Consider the following 19,634-nt stretch of genomic DNA (forward strand, 5'->3'; position numbering starts at 1 on the left):
AATTAAAGATTACTCTACTGTATGTACATCTCCAAGATGTTTTTTTAGATATTGATCTAAAGATGAAAGATTATGACCATTACTTTCTCTTATTTTTCTAGCTTCATCTTCAAGACAATGTCTACATGCTCTGTGCAAATCATCCTGCTCCGTAGTTTCAAACCATTTATCGAATTGTTCTTCTAGGTCAGTGTCTGATTTAAATCTAAACTTGCTCAATTGCAAAGTAAGCTGTGAAATTGCACGCTGTTTAACAGCATTTCTAGAATCGTCAGTTAAGTTTACTTCAGGAAAATCTTTGTTATATTTTACAATCTCCTGGTCTGCAATCTGTTCAGCCTTTTTCTCTACTACAGGAATTATTTCGTTTAGTTCCATAATAGATGCCTATCCTATGATAAGGATTATTCCTTTCTGAATCAATGTTTTGCACCAAATCATAAGAATTATATCATCATATTATGTTTAATCTGTTATAGCCTGGAATTTGTGATAATTCATAGTTCCAATTGCTATTTATTGTTAAAAAAGTAGAGGCTAACGTTATTTACATTGCATACAACTAAAATTATAATAAAATATATAATTTATACAACAGCGGAGTATAAAAGATGCCTATTAAAAAGATTAATCAATGGATAAAAAAAGCGCCAGCTCATAGTGAAGATTCCAGTAGTATGATATCTCTTGTTAGATATCTTCTTTTTGCGTGGATTCCTTATTATTGTGCTGTTCTGATTTATACCGTTATAAGAGGCTACTTTTTATATTCAGCAGTTTTAGCAATAGCTGTTGTGATATATGCTATTGCATTAAATCTTTCCTATAAAATTAGAGTTCGTACATGTGCTTTCATAGTTATTCTTACAACAATAGCATCTACTTATATTCTTACTTATGGATTTGGATGGCGATGTTCTTTTCAAAATATGATATATATTGCTTTCCTCGTTCTCTGGTATGATGCTATGAGTTCATTAAAAGTAAAAATAAGTCTGAGCTTGATAATAACAGCTATATTTCTTTCACTATCAACTTTAACTCCTTTTGGAGGTACAATCTTAGATCCTGAATCATTAGAATTTAGATTTTTAGTTTGGGCAAATATCATAGAGTTTTCTATTTGTCTTTCTCTCACGGCATACTTCTACTGCACCTTATATGTAGATGTTGAAAGAACACTTCGTATTAATAATAAGCAGCTTAAGTTGATGTCTGAAACAGATACACTGACAGGTCTTATGAATCGACGGTTCGCACAGAATGAGTTACAAGATATAGAGAAAGCTGAGGATATATCATTTATCTCTATCGCAATTGGTGATATAGATTTCTTCAAAAGCATTAATGATACCTATGGCCATGATTGCGGTGATTATGTTCTTTCGGAGTTGGCTGAGCTATTCAAGTCTTCTATGACTCTTCCAAATTTTGTGGCACGTTGGGGCGGAGAAGAATTTTTATTTGTGTTTGTAAATAAAAATGGGGATGAAGCTCTTAGGCTATTGGAAGATTTGAGAAATAAGGTTAGAAATTTTGATTTTAAATATAAAGATAAAAGCTTTAATGTGACAATGACCTTTGGCTTGGAAGAATATTCAAGAACCATCGGAACGGTATCAACCATTGAAGCGGCTGATAAAAAATTATACTTCGGAAAACAAGCAGGAAGAAATAGAGTCGTTTTTTAGGCTCTATTTCTTTTTATATTGTAAAGGTTGAAAAGATTTTACTGCGGGTAACCTCAAGAAGCCCCAGATTTGAAAAGCCATGGATTGTAATCCGAGAAATATCGTCAGTGGTTAAACTATTGGCTACTTCAATCAATTTCTCCTCTTCTGCTTTTGATACTTTAAGTAAGTCTATTAGGATTATTCCTGATATAGAACGTAATCTGATTTCCCTGAAAGCTGCTTCCAGTGCTTCTACATTAATCTCATAAGGATTTTGTTTTCCGTAGTTTTTGCCGGAATTAACATCGATTACAGTCAAAGCTTCTGTTGGTTCAATTACGATGTTCCCACCAGATTTCAAATGACAGATTCTAGAACAAATATTATCTAATAGTTTAGTTAATCCATAGAGATTCCATAATGATAAGGAATCATCGATGTAATATCTAAATGATGGATTAGCTTCATGGATGTCCTGCATATCAGTGATAACTTCGGTGTCAGAATTACAATATTTACCTAAATAATAGTTTATGAATGTAGGATTCTCAGTATAGTCTTCCTGCTTTATGAAGTTACAAGAATATGGCTTAATTCCTTTTCTATCCTGATATATCTGTACATAGAATTGATCTTCCTGGCAAACTTTTTTCTTGTCGGAATGCCTTGTTACATAAGAATCTGGAATAAGCTTTTTATTCTCGATATATCCTTTTGTGTTTGAATCAAGCTTAAGGATACAACCGTCTACATCGTTAAGCACTTTTTCTACTGTAGCAAGGTATACCTCGCCGATTTTGGTAACATCCAGATTGATTAAATCTACAGGCCTATCAAATTCATCAAAAGAAACAAGGAGCCGAAGCTCCTTATCTAAATATATTCCTTTTGTAATTACAACTTTTTTAATGTTCATCTCCTATTTCTCCTAGAGAAACAAAGCTCTCTGGCTCACCTGTGTACATATCTACACGCTGAATATCTAAGGAAAGCTCGTCAAACTCAGGCAAACCTAAATACTCGTGAAATGCCTTAATAACAAGCTCTGGCTTGATATTATCTGTACTACCACTTGAAAGTAGCAAGTCGTATACAGGAACGTTATCCTTTACTTCAAGGTTGAAGCGATAAATTAATGGCTTTAAATCAAGCTCTCTTTCGCCCTTTTTTGTTTTCTTAACAATGTTTATAGAAGCAGCTTCATCAAAAAACTTTTCTTTTAAATCGATGATGTTATCGATATAGCAAGCATCATCCTTAGGATTTTTGTAAGTAACCATATAGCTGGCAGCAGTCACAGCACTCATGCATTTTTCTGCATCATCTGGAAGATATTTGAAGCCTGTAATTGCCAAGCCTTCTACCATGTTTTGATTAAGGCTTTCAAGGCCTTCTTTGGAAGATACTTCTTGTTTTAAATCGATATCCATATATTCGCCAGTAGATGTAAGTCCTACACCAAGAGGTGCTGCAAAAGACATTATCTGGTGTGGGTTGAAACCTTCTGAATATCTTATTGGGAGATTTGCTCTTTTTACAGCCTTCTGGAAAAATCTCATTAAATCCAAATGGCCAACATATCTCATTATTCCTGTTTTTTCAAATTTAACTCTAACGCGCATTGTGACATACCCCCGAACCTATAGATTTTGCGCCACATCCACTGCAGCCCATCTTACAATTTGGAGTAACTTTGCCAGCCATGGCGTTATTCCACTCTCTTTTTAAGAATTCTTTTGTTACATGGCAATCGATGAAATCCCATGGGAAGATTTCGTCTAAATCACGCTGTCTGTATGCATAAAAATCAATTGAAATATTGTTTTTCTCAAATGCAGCAAGCCACTTATCAAAATCGAAGTACTCGCCCCACGCATCAAAGAAACAGCCGCTATTGTATGCATCTAAAATCGCTGGGCAAAGACGTCTGTCTCCGCGGGCAAATACGCCCTCAAGTACAGTAACATCAGAATGATGCCAATTGTATTTAAGCGACTTTTGATTGAGCTGTGCCTTCATTTCGTCATTTACAACCTTTGCGCGACGGAGATATTCTCCTGCTTCGTACATTGGAGCCCACTGGAATGGTGTAAATGGCTTTGGAACAAAGAAAGATGTAGATATAGTAATCTGGCATCTGCCCTGACGCTGTTCCTTTGGAACTGTATCATAGTATGCAGCAGCAACTTCATTTGCAAGCTGAGGAATAGCTTTCATGTCCTCGTCTGTTTCACCAGGCAAACCTAACATAAAGTAGAATTTGACCTTGTTCCATCCGCCCTTAAATGCAAGTGTAGCACCGCCGATAATGTCTTCTACTGTAAGTCCTTTATTAATGACATTACGCATTCTTTGAGAGCCTGCCTCTGGAGCAAATGTAATACTTGATTTACGAACATCCTGAACCTTGCTCATTACATCCAAAGAAAATGCATCAATACGTAAAGATGGTAATGATACATTAACACCCTCTGACAAGCAATCATCAATAAGGAAATCCATAAGCTCACCAAGTGCATGGTAATCACTAGATGAAAGGGAGCTAAGGCTGATTTCTTCGTGGCCAGTAGATGCTAATAATTCTTTGGCCTGTGCCTTCAAAACATCAACTGATTTCTCACGATTTGGACGATAAATCATTCCTGCCTGACAGAAACGACATCCACGAATACATCCGCGCTGTATCTCAAGCACAACTCTGTCCTGAATAGCACGTACAAATGGGATGAGCATCTTTGTTGGATAGCTAGATGAATCCATATCTTTAACAACCTGTCTTTCAACAGTTGCAGGAACATCATCATAGATGGGCTTGAATTCAGCAATTGTGCCATCTTCCTTGTATGATACTTCATAAAGTGATGGTACATAGATGCCTGGAATATGACTGGCTTCTCTAAGAAAAGAATTTCTATCGAAGCCCTTTTTCTTGTGTTCTTTGTATAGCTCGAGAAGTGTTGGATAGCTAGTTTCGCCCTCGCCAACGTATACCAAATCAACAAAATCGGCGATTGGCTCTGGATTTGTGGCGCAAGGACCGCCAACAATAACGATAGGATCGTCATTTTCTCTTTCGCTGTTTAATAATGCAACTCCAGCTAAATCAAGAATCTGCAAAATGTTTGTATAACACATTTCGTACTGAAGTGTCATACCGATAAAATCGAAGCCCTTGATAGGGTCCTGTGATTCTAACGCAAAAAGAGGTATATTACGCTCCTTCATCAGATTATGTAAATCTGGCCATGGCGAATATACCCTTTCACAATATGTATCCTGACGCTTGTTAAGCATATCGTAAAGGATGGCAATTCCTAAATGAGACATGCCAACTTCATAGACATCAGGAAAGCACATGGCAAATCTGATGTCTACGTCAGCAGGATTTTTGATTACGCTATTAAATTCATTGCCGATATAACGTGCAGGCTTATCAATCTGCATCAGTATATCGTCTGGTAATGCTAATTTCTTCATAAATAAATTATCTTTGAGCTAACTCCGATGTGATGTCTTCCCATGTTACACCTTTTTCAGCCATGAGAACCATCATATGATAAAGGAAATCAGATATTTCGTATTTAGTCTCCTCAGGGTCAGGATTCTTAGCTGCAATAACGATTTCTGTAGCTTCCTCTCCCACCTTTTTAAGGATTTTATCAAGTCCTTTATCAAATAAATAATTTGTGTATGAGCCTTCCTTTGGATTCTTTTTTCTATCCAAAATGATGGCATAAACATCTTCGAAAACCTTAAGTGGATTTCGCTCAACATACTCCTTTTTAACTATTTCGTTGAAGAAGCAGCTTGGTGCGCCAGTATGACATGCTACTCCAACTTGAGAAACTTTCGCCAAAATAGTATCAAAATCACAATCAGCAGTCAATGACTTGACGTACTGTGTATGGCCACTTGTTTCTCCTTTAACCCAAAGAGCTTTTCTTGAACGAGAATAATATGTCATCTTGCCAGTACGTATTGTAGAGTTCAATGACTCTTCGTTCATGTAGGCAAGCATGAGAACTTCGCCTGTCTGAAAATCCTGAACTACAACTGGTACAAGGCCATCTGAGTTTGGTTTTAAATCTGACCAGCTAAGCTTTGGCTCAAAATTGTCCATTTTGATGCCAGAATCTGAAAGTTCACTCTTTAACTGCATGATATCTGTATCGGTATCATTTATAAATGCACCGGAGATTCCTCTGATTTGATCTGACTTAAGTAGCTTTTCAACATAACTGAAATCATTGTTATCAACCTGGACAATGTATGGAATGCTTGTGATATTTTCAAGACCCTCTAAAAGAGTGGTGTTCATGATTAAAAGCTCGTGAACATTATCTTGAAGGAAATCCTTTGTTTTAAAAAGGAAATCTACAGTTGAAAGTGAAACAAGCATTTTGTTAGCACCAAATCTTGCAGATGCTTCTTTTATTAAGTCGATTGTCTCAGGCTTTGAACCATTTAAAATGACTTCGATACAGCCTGCATACAAAAGCTTTTTAACGTCCTCAAGACGCTTAATATTTCCACCGCCTGCTGTCTTAACCTGAACGTTTCGATTAATCTCTCTGATTGCTAAAATGTTTTTCTCGTGCTCTTCATCTGTAGATGATAAATCGTAGCAAATGATTTTATCGATTCCACTATCATCATAAACAGATGCAAGCTCTAAGACGTCCTTTTTATTTTCAAGCTCTGTTGGACTTTTAACTGCCATTCCATCTTTGATGTAGATGGTGGCAACTATATTTTTGTGCTCCATTGTAAATACCGCTCCTTTAATACTAGATTGAACCCTTTGTTGTCATAGTATCTGCAATTCTAGGATCAATTGTGGTTGCCTCGTCTAAGGCTTTTGCAAAAGCTTTAAAAATCGCTTCACACATATGATGAGAATTGCCTGGTGTTAAAACTTTGATGTGAAGGTTCATAGCTGCAGAATATGAAATCGCATAGAAAAATTCTTTTATCATTTCTGTGTCCATATATCCTATTTTTTCTGTAGGAAAATCTGCTTCAAAGGATAAATATGGGCGATTGCATAAATCTACTGCAACAAGAACTAAAGTCTCATCCATAGGAAGAATGCAACTACCGTATCGCTTCATGCTCTTTTTGCTGCCGCATGCTTTTTTGATAGCATTGCCTAAAACTATACCTGTATCTTCGATGGTATGATGGCAATCTACCTGCAAATCCCCTCTGATTTCTGCAGTCATATCAAATAAGCCATGTCTTGTAAATGCATCAAGCATATGATCAAAAAATCCAATGCCTGAATTTACCTGACAGTTACCTGAACCATCTATTTTAAAATCGATGGTAATGTCTGTTTCTTTTGTTTTTCTAGCAACACGTGCTCTACGTTCTTCCGACATAACACCGCCCCAAATAATTATTTTTACAACCTTTTTTATTATACCTAAATATTACAAAATATTAAAGTAACTATATTACTCAAAACGCACTTTAATTGAGTTTGCATGAGCTGTGAGCTGCTCGTTGTTTGCAAACTTAACAATATCTGGATAAACCTTTTCTAATGCTTCCTTTGAGTATGAAATAATGCTTGATTTCTTGATAAAATCGTCTACTGATAGAGGTGAGAAAAATCTCGCTGTACCATTTGTTGGAAGCACATGATTAGGTCCTGCAAAGTAATCACCTAATGGCTCAGATGAATACTGACCAAGGAAAATTGCTCCCGCATTTTTTATATAAGTCATATCTTCAAATGGATTTGCGGTTACGATTTCCAAGTGCTCTGATGCAATAGCATTTACACATTCTATGGCGTCTTTTTTGTTCTCTGCAATCAATAGATATCCGAAGTTATCCAAAGACTTTTGAATGATATCTTTTCTGGAAAGTATTTTTACAAAACGCTCTATCTCGCTCTCAACCTTATCTGCAAGCTCTGCAGATGTTGTAACTAAAATGGCAGATGCCAATTCATCATGCTCAGCCTGTGAAAGTAGGTCTGCAGCTACATAGGTTGGATTAGCTGTTTCGTCTGCAAGTACCAATATCTCAGAAGGACCAGCAATAGAATCGATTGAAACATATCCAAATACAGCCTTCTTAGCAAGAGCTACAAATATATTGCCTGGTCCAACAATCTTATCTACTTTTGCAATAGATTCTGTTCCGAAGGCAAGAGCTGCTATAGCCTGTGCACCACCACACTTGTAAATTACATCAACCCCGGCTTCATTAGCGGCTACTAGTGTACTTGGGTTGACTTTTCCTTCTTTGTTACAAGGTGTTGTCATGTATATTTCAGGAACTCCAGCAACCTTTGCTGGCATAACATTCATTAGAACCGATGATGGATATACAGCCTTTCCTCCAGGTACGTAAACACCAACTCTTGCAAGAGGCGATACTTTCTGGCCAAGGATAATACCTTCCTCAGATGTAAACCAGCTGTTCTGCTTTTGTTTTGCGTGATAGCTTTCGATGTTTACCAGGGCTTTTCTTATTACCTCAACAAGCTCTTCTGGAACAAGACTGTAAGCCTCTTCTATTTCTTCTTTTGTTACAATAATATTAGTAGCGTTAATATCTGCTCCGTCGAACTGCTTCGTATATGCGAATACTGCTTCGTCTCCCTTTTCACGTACCGTATTTACGATATCATTTACAGTGCTTTCGTACTCAGTGTATTGACTAGGACTACGCTTAAGTAGTGATTCTAGTATGTTGTTAATTGTGTCTTTAGTGAGCTTAAGCTTTCTCATTTTCTAATGCTCCCTTCAGCTTTTCAATAAGGTCAGTAATTCTTTCGTTTTCCATTTTCATCGATACCTGGTTTACTACCATTCTGGCTGATAATGGACAAACCTCTTCCAGAACCACAAGGCCATTTTCCCTAAGTGTTGATCCGGTTTCTACAATATCTACAATCACCTCAGATAGACCAACAATAGGTGCTAGTTCAATAGAACCGTTTAGCTTTATTATTTCTACTGTTTGATTTTTGATATTATAAAAATAGTCCTTTGCAATTCTAGGATATTTACTTGCTACACGAATAAGCTCATGATGCTTTAACAGCTCTGCTGCTTCTGCTGGTCCACAGACGCACATGCGACATTTTCCAAAGCCAAGATCCAATACTTCGTAAATATTTCTATTTTCTTCTAGGATTGTATCTTCACCAACTACTCCAATATCAGCAGCACCATACTCTACATATGTAGGCACATCAGGGCCTTTGGCTAGGAAAAATTTAAGCTTTAAGTCTTCATTAACAAAGATAAGCTTTCTTGTATCAGGATCTTTCATTTCTTCACAAGTAATACCAATAGTTTCAAAGAGCTCTAAGGTCTTTTTTGCTAAACGTCCCTTTCCGAGGGCAAATGTTAAATATCTATCTTCACTCATGACTGTCTCCTAAGTGCTAACATTAATTGATCAACTGTAATTGCAAAACCAATGGCTGGAGCTTCCTTTCCAAAGTGGCTTAGGAGGGAATCATATCTACCTCCTTTTACCAGAGGCTCCCCTACACCATAGGAATATCCGGTAAAAATGATGCCTGTATAGTATTTGTATTCAGAAATCATTCCAAGCTCAAATGAGATGTAATCCATTACTTTATTTTTATTTAAAAGCTCGTAAAGCTTTGTAAGGTATTCCAAGGCATCATATACTTTTTTATATTTCTTTGCCTTCTCCAAATAAGGAGCCCATTCTTTAGGGGAATTCATGATTTTGCCTGTAATATCAAACAAATCTATTAAACCCTTGCTTACTTCTGCTTGCTGCAATAGCTCCTTTGCTCCAAAGAAATTTTTATTTGAGATAAGATTGATAAGCTTTTCTTCCTGGTCGTCAGAAAGGTTTGCTGCTTCAATTAATCCTCTAACAACATCGATGTGGCCCACGCCAATTTCGAATTCTTTTAAGCCTAGCTTCTTTAACGCATTTACGGTAATTGTAAGAATCTCTGCATCAGCATCAACAGAGCTATCTCCGATAAATTCGCAACCAGCTTGGGTGCTTTCTTTTAATCGACCCTGCAGACTATGATAATTAATAAAAACATTTCCTTCATAGGAAAGTTTTACTGCCTCATCTGTATCCGAAAAATACATTGCAGCAGCTCTAGCTACTGAAGGTGTAATGTCAGGCCTGAGAACAAGTGTATTGCCGTCTCTGTCAAAGAATTTGAACATCTCGTTTGATTTGCAGCTTCCTACTTCTTTTGAAAAAGTATCAAAATATTCAAATGTAGGGGTAGATATTGGAGAATATCCTGCCTCCTTAAAACACTTTCTAAGGTTATAAAGGGCATCTAAACGCTGCTCATATTCACTGTTATAAATGTCTCGAACTCCTTCTGGAGTGTGTAAAGTTAAATTTTTCATTTCGCACCTCTTGTACAAAACTACACTTTAGCGTGATAAAGAACTAAAGTTATTATACTTTAATAAAGCCCCGAAGTCAACATGGCCTCGGGGCACTCTATTTCTTGGATATTAGCTGTTCAACAATCTGCTAATTTCATCTACCATTTCATTGATAGTCTTAGCTTGGGCTGCTACTTCTTCAGTATTTTTGGCATTGCTTTCTGCCATAGATCTGATAGCAACAAATTGCTCATTTTCATCTCTTATGCTTTCTGCAATGTTTTGGTTAATATCTACAGTTTGTCTGATGATATCAGCTTGCCGTTTGATAGCGGTATTCATTTCATTTACAGCGTCAACGGAATCACGTAACATACCGCTCATATCTCGAATATCGCCAAATACTTTCTTGAACTGTTCATTCTGTTCGTTTAGCTTAGTTGCATTGTTTTCTACTTGAGTTGTAATTTCTTTAACATTCATTTGAACTCTATCAATTACAGCTCCTACATCGTTTAGTGAATTAGAGGTGCTTTCAGCAAGCTTACCAACTTCTGTTGCAACAACTGCAAATCCTTTGCCTGCTTCACCAGCTCTAGCTGCTTCAATTGATGCATTTAATGCAAGAAGGCTTATTGAAGATGAAATTCCTTGAATTAATTCTAAGGTAGTTCCTATTTCTTCTACTGCTTTTGATAATCTTTCCGCTACATCAGTTGTAGTAGCCATAGATTCAGAAACTTCGGTGTTAATTCCTTGCAAATCATTAAGAGATCTTTCGTTTTCATTAGATTTGCTTAGGAGATTATCTGAAGTTGTTTCTACCTTTCCTACATTTTCTTCTACGATGTTCTCACAATCGCTAAGCTCAGAAAGGTTATTCATGCTTTCATCTGCTTTAACACTCAGCTGATTACTACTTTCAACAAGATCATCACTGGTTGCAGATAATTCTTCTGCTGAAGCACTTTCATCTGAGGCAATATCAAGTAGCGCCGAGCCTGCAGTAACCATTTTTTCAGAAATGCTTTTTACTGCATCCATAACGCCTACAACTCTTCTGTTATTTTCTTCTAATTCGTCTTTTTTTGCAGTAACAAGGAAGTGAGAAACGAAAAAGATAAATAATGTAATGCCAGCTAATGAAATGGTTAAGCCTACAATACACATTATGATATCAGTTACAAATAATTCATCCTTTGCAGGAAGAAGCTGTGTCCCTCTAACTATCCATCCACTTATTAGCGAAATAATACAAATAACACCGGTTGTTAACAACTGTTTTATGTCTAAGAAAAAGCCTATAAGTGTTAAAAAGAACGCTAAAAATCCCCAGAAATTACGGGTTGGACACATGTATACAATGTAAGTCCATTGAATGATTAGAACTAATGAGCAGAAAATCTTACCTAATTGTAACTTTCCGTCAAGAAGATATCCTTCGTCATCAAAGGATGTTTTTAAAATTAACATGCCTGCTACAAGGAAGCCTACATCCATTAAAGCAAAACAAATTACAGCAAGCCATGGCATTGTTTGGTAGAAGCCTAATAGTTTTTCTACTATAAACATACAAGTAGCAAACATACATGCACCTGTCAAAGCTATAATCCCCCATTTAAATACAGCTGACAAGTATACTTCAAAAGCAGTTTTTTTCGCACCCATTGAATATAACCTCCTCAATATATTTATCAAGAAAGATTGTATCAATGGATTATGACAAAGTTGTTAACAATAATCACCATTTTTTGTAAATTGAAGATTTTATAAAAAGAAAAAAAAGAGTTGCAATCAGGCAACTCTTTTTTATGTTTATTTATAATGCTTTATAATCTTGAAGACAAATCAATATTTATCATATCAAGATAAGGTACTAGCAGATTAGGCTTTGTGGTAAAGAAATATTTTTCATCAAGCTCTTCTATTCTAAAGCTTTTTCTGCCGCCTTCTTGCATTCTATCCCAGAATTCCTTTAGCTTTTCATAGGTCAGGTAATAATATACATCTCTCTCGCTAAAGAAAATCAGAATAAACGCTAGGCCATCTTGTGCCTCCCAATTTCCCATGAAATTTACCTGGTGCTCATGTATGTTTTGGAGAGGAAATGTATCTTTATTGCACTCCTTTGCATCAAAACACACAGGAATCCCTTGGATAGCACCTACATAATCGACAGTGGATTTTTGATCAAAGTAAGCAAGTGTTATATGACCCTTATTATCCATATCAATAGGTGTGATTGGTGTTGGAATCTTTTGAATGAGGGCCAAACCGTTTTCGGCGTACACCTCATTTGTTTTATTAATAAATTCTTCAAATGTGGAACCGCGAAGCCCACGTGATTTATATGTAGCCATTAAACTCCCTTGGTAAATCACAGACAAACTTTCTACCATCTTCAAACTCTATTGAGTACGCATGTAAAAGCTGTCCTCTAACATTTTCTTTTTTATTAATTGATGTGTTTCCGTATTTGTTATCACCTAATATAGGATGACCAATTGAAGCTAGGTGTGCTCTTATCTGGTGGGTTCTACCTGTGATTAAGTGAATCTCCAGTAAGGTAAATTTATCGCCGACATGGGCTATAGGTCTATAAGCTGTTTTAATAGGCTTAGAATCCTTTGTTTCGGTTTGGGTTATAGAAACCTTATTAGTTGCTTCATCCTTTGATAAAAAGCCTTCTATCTGCTGATTTTGCTCGATATTACCAAGCACAACTGCACGATACAATTTCTTACAGCTACGCTCCTTCAAAGCTTCCCCAAGTTCCTGGGCAGCCTTTAATGTCTTAGCAAATAAAACGATGCCTGAAGTATTTCTATCTAGCCTGTTGCATATGCTAGGGTGAAAGTGCTTGAAGCTTTCTTCTGTAAGGCCTTTTTCGTTTATCAAATAAGATATAGCCATCTCATTAATCGAGATATCTGATGGTGTATCTTTTTGAGACTTAATACCAGCTGGTTTGTTGATGATAATCATTTCATCATCTTCGTAAATTACATTGATATTATGGTCTACTTCTTTAAGAGAATGATACAATTCATCTCTTTCTCCAGCTCCAGTCATTTTGGCATATGTTTCATCCGAAAACCAAATTTTTACAATGTCGCCTGTATTAAGTTTTTCTGTACCATCAGCTTTTTTATCGTTAAGTGTGATGTTCTTTTTGCGAAGCATTTTGTATATAAAGCTGGAGCTTGCTTCGCTAAGAACACGTTTCAGATATTTGTCAAAACGCTGATTACTATCGTTTACGTCTATTTTTAGTTCTTTCATTTGTCTTACTTTGTTTTCCAGAAGTCTGTTTTCTAGTATTTTTATTATTCTTTTTGAATTCCTTGCCTTTAATCTTTCTAGGAGGAATCAAGCATTCTTCTCCAAATCCAATCAAATCCTCTCTTCCTGCTTTGATAAGAGCTTCTTTTACGAGATCATAGTTTTCAGGTCTCTTGTACTGTATAAGAGCTCTTTGCATTGCTTTTTCATGAGGATTCTTGCATATATAAACGGGCTTCATATCCCTTGGGTCAATCTCTGTATAGTACATTGTTGTAGAGATTGTGCTAGGTGTTGGATAGAAATCCTGTACCTGTTCTGGTGATAAATGATGGTCTCGAAGATACTCTGCCAAGGCGATTGCATCATCTAATGTGCTTCCCGGATGAGAACTCATCAAATATGGCACCAAATACTGCTTTAAACCAAGCTCTTTATTAATCTTGGCATATTTATCGCAGAAACTATTGTAAACGGAAATATCAGGCTTTCCTAAGTAGCTAAGTACATTGTTTGAAATATGTTCTGGAGCTACCTTCAGCTGGCCACTAACATGATACTTACACAGGTCACGAAGGAAGGTGTCATCTTTATCATACATTACATAATCGAATCTGACGCCGGAACGTACAAAGACTTTTTTTACCTTTGGAAGCTTGCGAAGCTTTGTGAGAAGGCTTACATAATCCTTGTGATCTACTTCTAGATTAGGACACTTAGTAGGGAATAGACACTGCCTATGCATACATACGCCCTTTTCCATCTGCTTTTTACAAGAAGGATTCCTGAAGTTGGCCGTAGGGCCACCAACATCATGGATATAACCCTTAAACTCTGGGTCCTGAGTTATAAGCTTTGCTTCATTTATAATAGATTCATGACTTCGTGATTGAATAATTCTCCCCTGATGGAATGTTAAGGCACAAAAATTACATCCGCCGAAGCAGCCGCGGTTACTAATCAATGAAAACTTAACTTCTTTGATAGCTGGGATACCACCATCTTTTTCATAGATAGGATGATATGTGCGCATATATTCTATAGCATATACATCATCCATCTCCTGTCTTGTTAAAGGCTTCTGTGGCGGATTTTGAATTACATACATTGCGCCATCGTAAGTCTCAACCAGTTTTTTGGCTGTGAAGGCATCCGTATTTACGTACTGAGTATAGAAGCTTTTTGCGTATGTAGCTTTATCTGCTTTTATATCTTCATAAGAAGGTAACATGATTGCATCTTCAGTGAAGGATTTATCTCGAGTTTTAAATACAGTGCCATCGATATATGTAATATCCTTAACATCCATTCCAGATGCAAGACAATCAGCTATTTCTACTACAGAACGCTCTCCCATTCCATAAGAAATCAAGTCCGCACCAGAATCTAAAAGTATAGAACGACGAACCTTATTTGACCAATAGTCGTAATGAGCTAGTCTTCTAAGGGATGCTTCTATTCCACCTATAATGATTGGCTTCTTTTTATATGTATGTCTAATTAAATTACAGTAAACTACTGTTGCATAATCTGGTCTAAGACCAATTTTGCCACCTGGAGAATAGTTGTCGTAATCTCTACGGTGCTTTGAAACACTATAATGATTAACCATTGAATCCATGTTTCCAGCACTAACAAAAAAGCCAAGTCGTGGCTCGCCAAGTATATTGATAGAATTATCATCCTTCCAGTCTGGTTGAGCAATAATACCCACTGTATATCCATGTAGTTCAAGTATACGGCAGATAATTGCAGCACCAAAGGATGGGTGATCTACATAAGCATCTCCGCAGACATAGACGAAGTCTAGCTGTTCGATACCTCTATCTTTCATATCTTGCTTACTAATTGGTAAAAATTGTGCCATATAAACCTCTTAAATAAAATAAGCCAACTGTATGTAATACAAGTTGGCTGTAAAATCTAAACTTATGATTATTCCTTGTTAAAGAACTGCTCAGGAATATCAAGTGCTGGTAAATCCTCATCAGCATCATTACTGTTTGAAGTGACATCTGCCTGCTGTTGTGGAGCTGGCTCATTCACAGCTGCATCACCTGTAGAATCTAAACTCTGAGCTGGATCAGAATCGCCGTCATTTAATGAATCAGGAACAAGCGCTGCTCTGTTTCCATTAACTGTATCTAAGTAAACCTGCATTGTGCCAAGGAATGCCTCGTCACGTGCTCTTGTTGTGTCAATTGCATTTGCAAGTATAGTTTGGATATTTGCTAATAGCTCATCTGTATAAGCGATAGCCCCCATTCTGATGTTGTTAGCATCTTCTGTAGCTCTATCGATTTTCTCTTGAGCGTTTTTCTGCGCAATAAGAATAACTTCATTAGCCTGAGCATATGCTTGCTGCATAATTTGATGTTCAGAAACAAGTTCGTTTGTCTGAATCTGTGCCTGACTAATTATTTCATCAGCCTTTGCTTTTGCATCTGCGAGAATCTGTTCTCTGTTTGCAATCATTCGCTGATATTTTCTGATTTCATCAGGAGTCTTTGTTCTAAGCTCCTGTAAAAGTGATTCAAGCTCGTCCTTGTTAACTACGATTTTGTTTGTAGAAAAAGCAGATGGCTTACAATCATCAATATAAGCTTCGATTTCGTCAATGATATCTTCAATTTTGCTTGTACTTGCCATGGTAATTACTTCTCCTTGTCTTTAATTTTGGCTTCTATGAGAGGTATAACCTGAGGTGGAACAAATAGGCTGATATCTCCTCCATAAGACGCAAATTCCTTTGCGACTGTAGAACTCAAATAAGAATATTTTAAAGATGTAGGCATAAATAAAGTCTCTAAATCAGGATATTGAACTTTATTAGATTGAGCTATTTGAATTTCTATTTCAAAATCAGTAACAGCTCTAAGCCCTCTAATTATTACCTGTGCATCCTTTGCCTTTGCAAAGTCTACTGTAAGTCCTTCGAAAGAATCGACCTTTACATTGTCTAAATTTTCAGTCAATTCTCTTATCATGTTAACACGTTCATCAATGGAAAACAACGGATTTTTTTGCTTGTTATTTAAAACGCCAACAACAAGTTCATCACAAAGCTTGCTAGCCCTTTTAATAATGTCAAGATGCCCATAAGTGATTGGGTCAAAGCTTCCTGGATAAATTGCTCGTCTCATTTTACGCCTTCTTTAAAAATATATGCTTATTAGTTTTGTATAGTTTTTCTTTGGTAATTGTATAGCCTAATTCTGAAACATAGTCTATATCTGTATCAAGACTGGCTTCTACTATAATGGTGGTTTCGTTAGAAATATAGCTTTTGTTTGCCAATACTTCTAGAACCTGTTTTTCTATAAGTTTGTTATATGGAGGATCCATAAAAACAAAATCAAATTCTTCATTTCCATTTAGCTTGTTCAAAGCAGAAAATACGTCCTCTTTGTAAAGTGTAGCTTCATCTGTGAACTTTGCTTTGGATAAATTATTTTCGATGCATGAGATGGCTGCTTTATCTTTTTCTACAAAAACAGCTTCACTTGCTCCTCTACTAAGAGCTTCGATACCCATTTGACCGCTACCTGAAAACAAATCTAAGAATCTGCAACCAGGTATATCAAAAGAAATCATATTAAATAATGTTTCTTTGATTCTATCAGAAGTAGGTCTGGTGCCGAGGCCTTCGGGAGTCTGTAAATTCATCCCACGTTTACTTCCGGAAATTATTCTCAAAATTATTACCTCATTATATGTTAAGTTCTCTCATGCATTCATCTAGAAGCTGAAATGCGAGATTTGTAGCCTGCGCTCTAACCTCTGTTCTGCTTCCAGTCAAATGCAATTCTTTAACCTTTACGTTGGACTCACCATATGAACATCCAATATAAACTAGGCCTACTGGCTTAGTTGGAGAACCGCCTCCTGGACCAGCTATACCGGTTGAGGATAAACCGAAATCAGCCTTTGCCTTTTTCTTGACTCCGATAGCCATTTCTTTTGCAGTCTGTTCACTAACAGCACCGTATGCCATAAGTGTTTCATCTTTTACGCCTAAATTCTTGATTTTGGCCTCGTTGGAATATGTAACATATCCTTCATTGAAACAATTTGAAGCTCCTGGAAAATCTACAATAGAGCTTGCAATCATGCCACCTGTACAAGATTCAGAAGTTGAAACTGTAAGCTTGTTAGCTATCAATCTTTCAAGAATACTGGAAATTTCCATAATTAGTTCTGCTCCTTGAGAACTTCACTATTCTGGTAAATGTATATTACAAGTGAAAGAACTGTAAGTACAAGTGATACCCAAATGAACACCTGTCCTAATACCTGCAACCAACCGAATGGAAGGTTTGCAACAAGGATGATAATCATAATCATCTGTGAAACAGTCTTAAGCTTTCCAAAAATGTTTGCAGCTATAACAACACCATTTTCAGCAGCTATAAGTCTAAAGCCGGAAATAATAAACTCTCTCGCTACAATAATAATAACAATCCAAGCATATAACTGGCCTGTAGAAATAAGACAAATCATTGCTGAGCAAACTAAAAGCTTATCTGCCAATGGGTCCATAAACTTTCCAAAATTTGTAACAAGATTGTATTTACGTGCAATCTTTCCATCTAACATATCTGTTAGAGATGCTACAATAAAGATTAAATCAGCAATAATACGAAGTGCTTGATTTTCAGGGTTGATAAGTAAAAATAAAACAAAAAAAGGAATAAGTACAACTCTGAATAATGTAAGTTTGTTAGGTAAATTCATTTCCTTTAAATTCATAACTTTACATCTCCTATTAAATCATATTCGTCAAAACCTGTAACTTCAACATCTACGAACTGTCCGCTGGTAAGCTCAGTATCGCTATTTACAAAAATAAAACCATCCACTGAAGGTGTGTCGCGATATGTTCTACCTATAAAGACTCCATCTTCTGGAAGCTTTCCTTCAATGAAAACTCTCAGGGTTCTTCCGATGTATTTTTTATTGTTAGATAAAGATATATCTTTTTGGCAAAGCATAACCTCATCTAACCATTTTTTCTTTAAATCTTCATCTACTTGATTGTCCCAAGTAGCAGCTACAGTACCTTCTTCTTTTGAGTAGGCAAAAGCGCCAAGTCTATCAAAAGACATATCCTTGATAAACTGTAAAAGCTCTTCATGCATCTCTTCTGTTTCCCCTGGGAAGCCACAAATCAAAGTGGTTCTAAGGGAAATATCTGGCATAGCCTTGCGCAATCTGTCTGCTATATTCATAATGTCAGCTTTATTTGTCTTTCTAGCCATATTATGGAGAAGCTGATCATTACAATGCTGTATAGGCATATCGATATAGTGGCAAATCTTTGGCTCAGATGCCATGCATTCTATAAGCTCATCAGTGATTTCCTCAGGGTAAGCATAAAGAATACGAATCCATTCAATCCCATCGATTTCACAAAGCTTGTGAAGAAGATCTGTGAGTGATTTCTTGCCATAAATATCCATACCGTAGACTGTTGTTTCCTGGGCAACAAGAATGAGTTCCTTTACTCCATCTGCAGCCAACTGTTTTGCTTCTGCCAAAAGCTTTTCCATAGGTACAGAGCGATAATCGCCGCGTAAGAATGGAATTATACAGTAGGTGCAGCGTTTGTTGCAGCCTTCAGCAATCTTAAGGTACGCATAGTGACCACCTGTTGTAAGAACTCTTCGGCCATCCTTAGGAAGCCCTTTTAATTCTTTCTTGAAAACAGGCTTTTCACCGTTCTTTTCTAAGACTATATTGATTGCATTTATTAATTCATCATAGGAATTAGTTCCAATGATAGCGTCAACCTCAGGAAGCTCTTCGAGAATATCCTCAGTAAAACGCTGAGCCAGACACCCAGAAACAATAAGTCCCTTAAGCTTGCCTGACTCCTTATATGCTCCTAAATCGATGATAGTCTGGATACTTTCCTCCATTGCATCAGCGATAAAAGAACATGTATTAACAACAATGATATCTGCGTCTTCCTCGTTGTCACAAATTGTGAAATCGTGGTCAATAAGATCACCAAGCATATGCTCTGAATCAACAAGGTTTTTATCGCAGCCTAATGAAACAAATAATACATTCATAGGTTAGTTGTTTGCATCCTCATTAATAATTTTAATAGCGCCTTCGTTAAGTTCATTAACAGCGATTGAAAGTGGCTTTTCACCCTTCTGGCAGTTGATGAGTGGCTCAGCTCCGTCGATAATCTGACGAGCACGCTTTGCTGTAGCAGCAACGATTGTGTAACGGCTGTTTACAACTGGCTCCTCTCCAACCTCAACATTTTCATTTACCTTTTCCATAAGTTCAACATAAGATGGATGTATCATAA

At 36.6% G+C, this 19,634-nt stretch carries 21 protein-coding genes; 1 reads left to right on the forward strand and 20 read right to left on the reverse strand.

What is annotated here, in order from left to right:
* Window positions 1-9: 9 nt before the first annotated feature.
* The gene (locus CRN97_RS00555) at window positions 10-378 is read right to left on the reverse strand and encodes a hypothetical protein (RefSeq protein ID WP_097075466.1); all 369 of its coding nucleotides are present in this window, start codon (window positions 376-378) and stop codon (window positions 10-12) included.
* A 233-nt stretch (window positions 379-611) separates the two neighbouring features.
* Here CRN97_RS00555 and CRN97_RS00560 point away from each other — a divergent pair, with 233 nt between their 5' ends.
* Window positions 612-1,691: a GGDEF domain-containing protein gene (locus CRN97_RS00560; RefSeq protein ID WP_097075467.1), complete on the forward strand. Its 1,080-nt coding sequence runs from the start codon at window positions 612-614 to the stop codon at window positions 1,689-1,691.
* Between the two features lie 13 nt (window positions 1,692-1,704).
* Here the strand turns inward: CRN97_RS00560 and CRN97_RS00565 are convergent, their stop codons facing one another.
* From CRN97_RS00565 to rpoZ, 19 genes are all read right to left on the reverse strand, one after another.
* Entirely contained in the window at window positions 1,705-2,589 is an 885-nt protein-coding gene (locus tag CRN97_RS00565) for a ribonuclease E/G (protein WP_097075468.1), read from the reverse strand.
* On the reverse strand, window positions 2,579-3,295 hold the full coding sequence (locus CRN97_RS00570) for a TIGR03936 family radical SAM-associated protein (protein ID WP_097075469.1): 717 nt from the start codon (window positions 3,293-3,295) through the stop codon (window positions 2,579-2,581). Before CRN97_RS00570 ends, CRN97_RS00565 begins: the two co-directional genes overlap by 11 nt.
* Window positions 3,285-5,150, reverse strand: coding sequence for a TIGR03960 family B12-binding radical SAM protein (locus tag CRN97_RS00575; protein WP_097075470.1), 1,866 nt, complete (start codon window positions 5,148-5,150; stop codon window positions 3,285-3,287). The genes CRN97_RS00570 and CRN97_RS00575 overlap by 11 nt, the downstream gene beginning before the upstream one ends.
* A 7-nt stretch (window positions 5,151-5,157) precedes the next feature.
* Complete coding sequence (gene hisIE, locus CRN97_RS00580) at window positions 5,158-6,438, reverse strand: bifunctional phosphoribosyl-AMP cyclohydrolase/phosphoribosyl-ATP diphosphatase HisIE (RefSeq protein ID WP_074788918.1); 1,281 nt, start codon at window positions 6,436-6,438, stop codon at window positions 5,158-5,160.
* Window positions 6,439-6,460: 22 nt separating this feature from the next.
* The gene (gene hisB, locus CRN97_RS00585) at window positions 6,461-7,054 is read right to left on the reverse strand and encodes an imidazoleglycerol-phosphate dehydratase HisB (RefSeq protein WP_097075471.1); all 594 of its coding nucleotides are present in this window, start codon (window positions 7,052-7,054) and stop codon (window positions 6,461-6,463) included.
* Window positions 7,055-7,129: 75 nt separating this feature from the next.
* Window positions 7,130-8,416 (reverse strand): histidinol dehydrogenase, encoded by a 1,287-nt coding sequence (hisD, locus tag CRN97_RS00590; protein ID WP_097075472.1) that lies wholly within the window; start codon window positions 8,414-8,416, stop codon window positions 7,130-7,132.
* A complete protein-coding gene (hisG, locus tag CRN97_RS00595) occupies window positions 8,403-9,062 on the reverse strand; it encodes an ATP phosphoribosyltransferase (protein WP_033154127.1) in 660 nt (219 codons plus the stop codon). The genes hisD and hisG overlap by 14 nt, the downstream gene beginning before the upstream one ends.
* Window positions 9,059-10,048, reverse strand: a complete 990-nt coding sequence (gene hisZ, locus CRN97_RS00600) for an ATP phosphoribosyltransferase regulatory subunit (protein ID WP_044934496.1) — start codon at window positions 10,046-10,048, stop codon at window positions 9,059-9,061. The genes hisG and hisZ overlap by 4 nt, the downstream gene beginning before the upstream one ends.
* A gap of 111 nt (window positions 10,049-10,159) precedes the next feature.
* On the reverse strand, window positions 10,160-11,698 hold the full coding sequence (locus tag CRN97_RS00605) for a methyl-accepting chemotaxis protein (RefSeq protein ID WP_097075473.1): 1,539 nt from the start codon (window positions 11,696-11,698) through the stop codon (window positions 10,160-10,162).
* A 161-nt stretch (window positions 11,699-11,859) separates the two neighbouring features.
* The gene (locus CRN97_RS00610; protein ID WP_097075474.1) at window positions 11,860-12,390 is read right to left on the reverse strand and encodes a Holliday junction resolvase RecU; all 531 of its coding nucleotides are present in this window, start codon (window positions 12,388-12,390) and stop codon (window positions 11,860-11,862) included.
* Window positions 12,377-13,312, reverse strand: coding sequence for an RluA family pseudouridine synthase (locus tag CRN97_RS00615; protein ID WP_097075475.1), 936 nt, complete (start codon window positions 13,310-13,312; stop codon window positions 12,377-12,379). The genes CRN97_RS00610 and CRN97_RS00615 overlap by 14 nt, the downstream gene beginning before the upstream one ends.
* Entirely contained in the window at window positions 13,281-15,179 is a 1,899-nt protein-coding gene (locus CRN97_RS00620) for a YgiQ family radical SAM protein (RefSeq protein ID WP_097075476.1), read from the reverse strand. The genes CRN97_RS00615 and CRN97_RS00620 overlap by 32 nt, the downstream gene beginning before the upstream one ends.
* Window positions 15,180-15,247: 68 nt before the next feature.
* Entirely contained in the window at window positions 15,248-15,961 is a 714-nt protein-coding gene (locus tag CRN97_RS00625; protein ID WP_179670631.1) for an ATP synthase subunit B family protein, read from the reverse strand.
* A 5-nt stretch (window positions 15,962-15,966) separates the two neighbouring features.
* Window positions 15,967-16,455, reverse strand: a complete 489-nt coding sequence (gene coaD / locus CRN97_RS00630) for a pantetheine-phosphate adenylyltransferase (RefSeq protein ID WP_033154133.1) — start codon at window positions 16,453-16,455, stop codon at window positions 15,967-15,969.
* Between the two features lies 1 nt (window position 16,456).
* Window positions 16,457-17,008 (reverse strand): 16S rRNA (guanine(966)-N(2))-methyltransferase RsmD, encoded by a 552-nt coding sequence (gene rsmD, locus CRN97_RS00635; RefSeq protein WP_097075477.1) that lies wholly within the window; start codon window positions 17,006-17,008, stop codon window positions 16,457-16,459.
* Between the two features lie 13 nt (window positions 17,009-17,021).
* Window positions 17,022-17,501, reverse strand: coding sequence for a CinA family protein (locus CRN97_RS00640; protein ID WP_097075478.1), 480 nt, complete (start codon window positions 17,499-17,501; stop codon window positions 17,022-17,024).
* Window positions 17,502-17,503: 2 nt separating this feature from the next.
* Window positions 17,504-18,046, reverse strand: a complete 543-nt coding sequence (gene pgsA / locus CRN97_RS00645; protein WP_044935017.1) for a CDP-diacylglycerol--glycerol-3-phosphate 3-phosphatidyltransferase — start codon at window positions 18,044-18,046, stop codon at window positions 17,504-17,506.
* Window positions 18,047-18,057: 11 nt separating this feature from the next.
* Window positions 18,058-19,386: a 30S ribosomal protein S12 methylthiotransferase RimO gene (rimO, locus tag CRN97_RS00650; protein WP_097075479.1), complete on the reverse strand. Its 1,329-nt coding sequence runs from the start codon at window positions 19,384-19,386 to the stop codon at window positions 18,058-18,060.
* A 3-nt stretch (window positions 19,387-19,389) separates the two neighbouring features.
* Window positions 19,390-19,632 carry a DNA-directed RNA polymerase subunit omega gene (gene rpoZ, locus CRN97_RS00655; protein ID WP_044934512.1) on the reverse strand — a complete coding sequence of 81 codons (243 nt, stop codon included), beginning with the start codon at window positions 19,630-19,632 and terminating at the stop codon, window positions 19,390-19,392.
* Between the last annotated feature and the right edge of the window lie 2 nt (window positions 19,633-19,634).

The sequence above is a fragment of the Pseudobutyrivibrio ruminis DSM 9787 genome (assembly GCF_900218035.1).
Lineage (GTDB): Bacteria > Bacillota > Clostridia > Lachnospirales > Lachnospiraceae > Pseudobutyrivibrio > Pseudobutyrivibrio ruminis.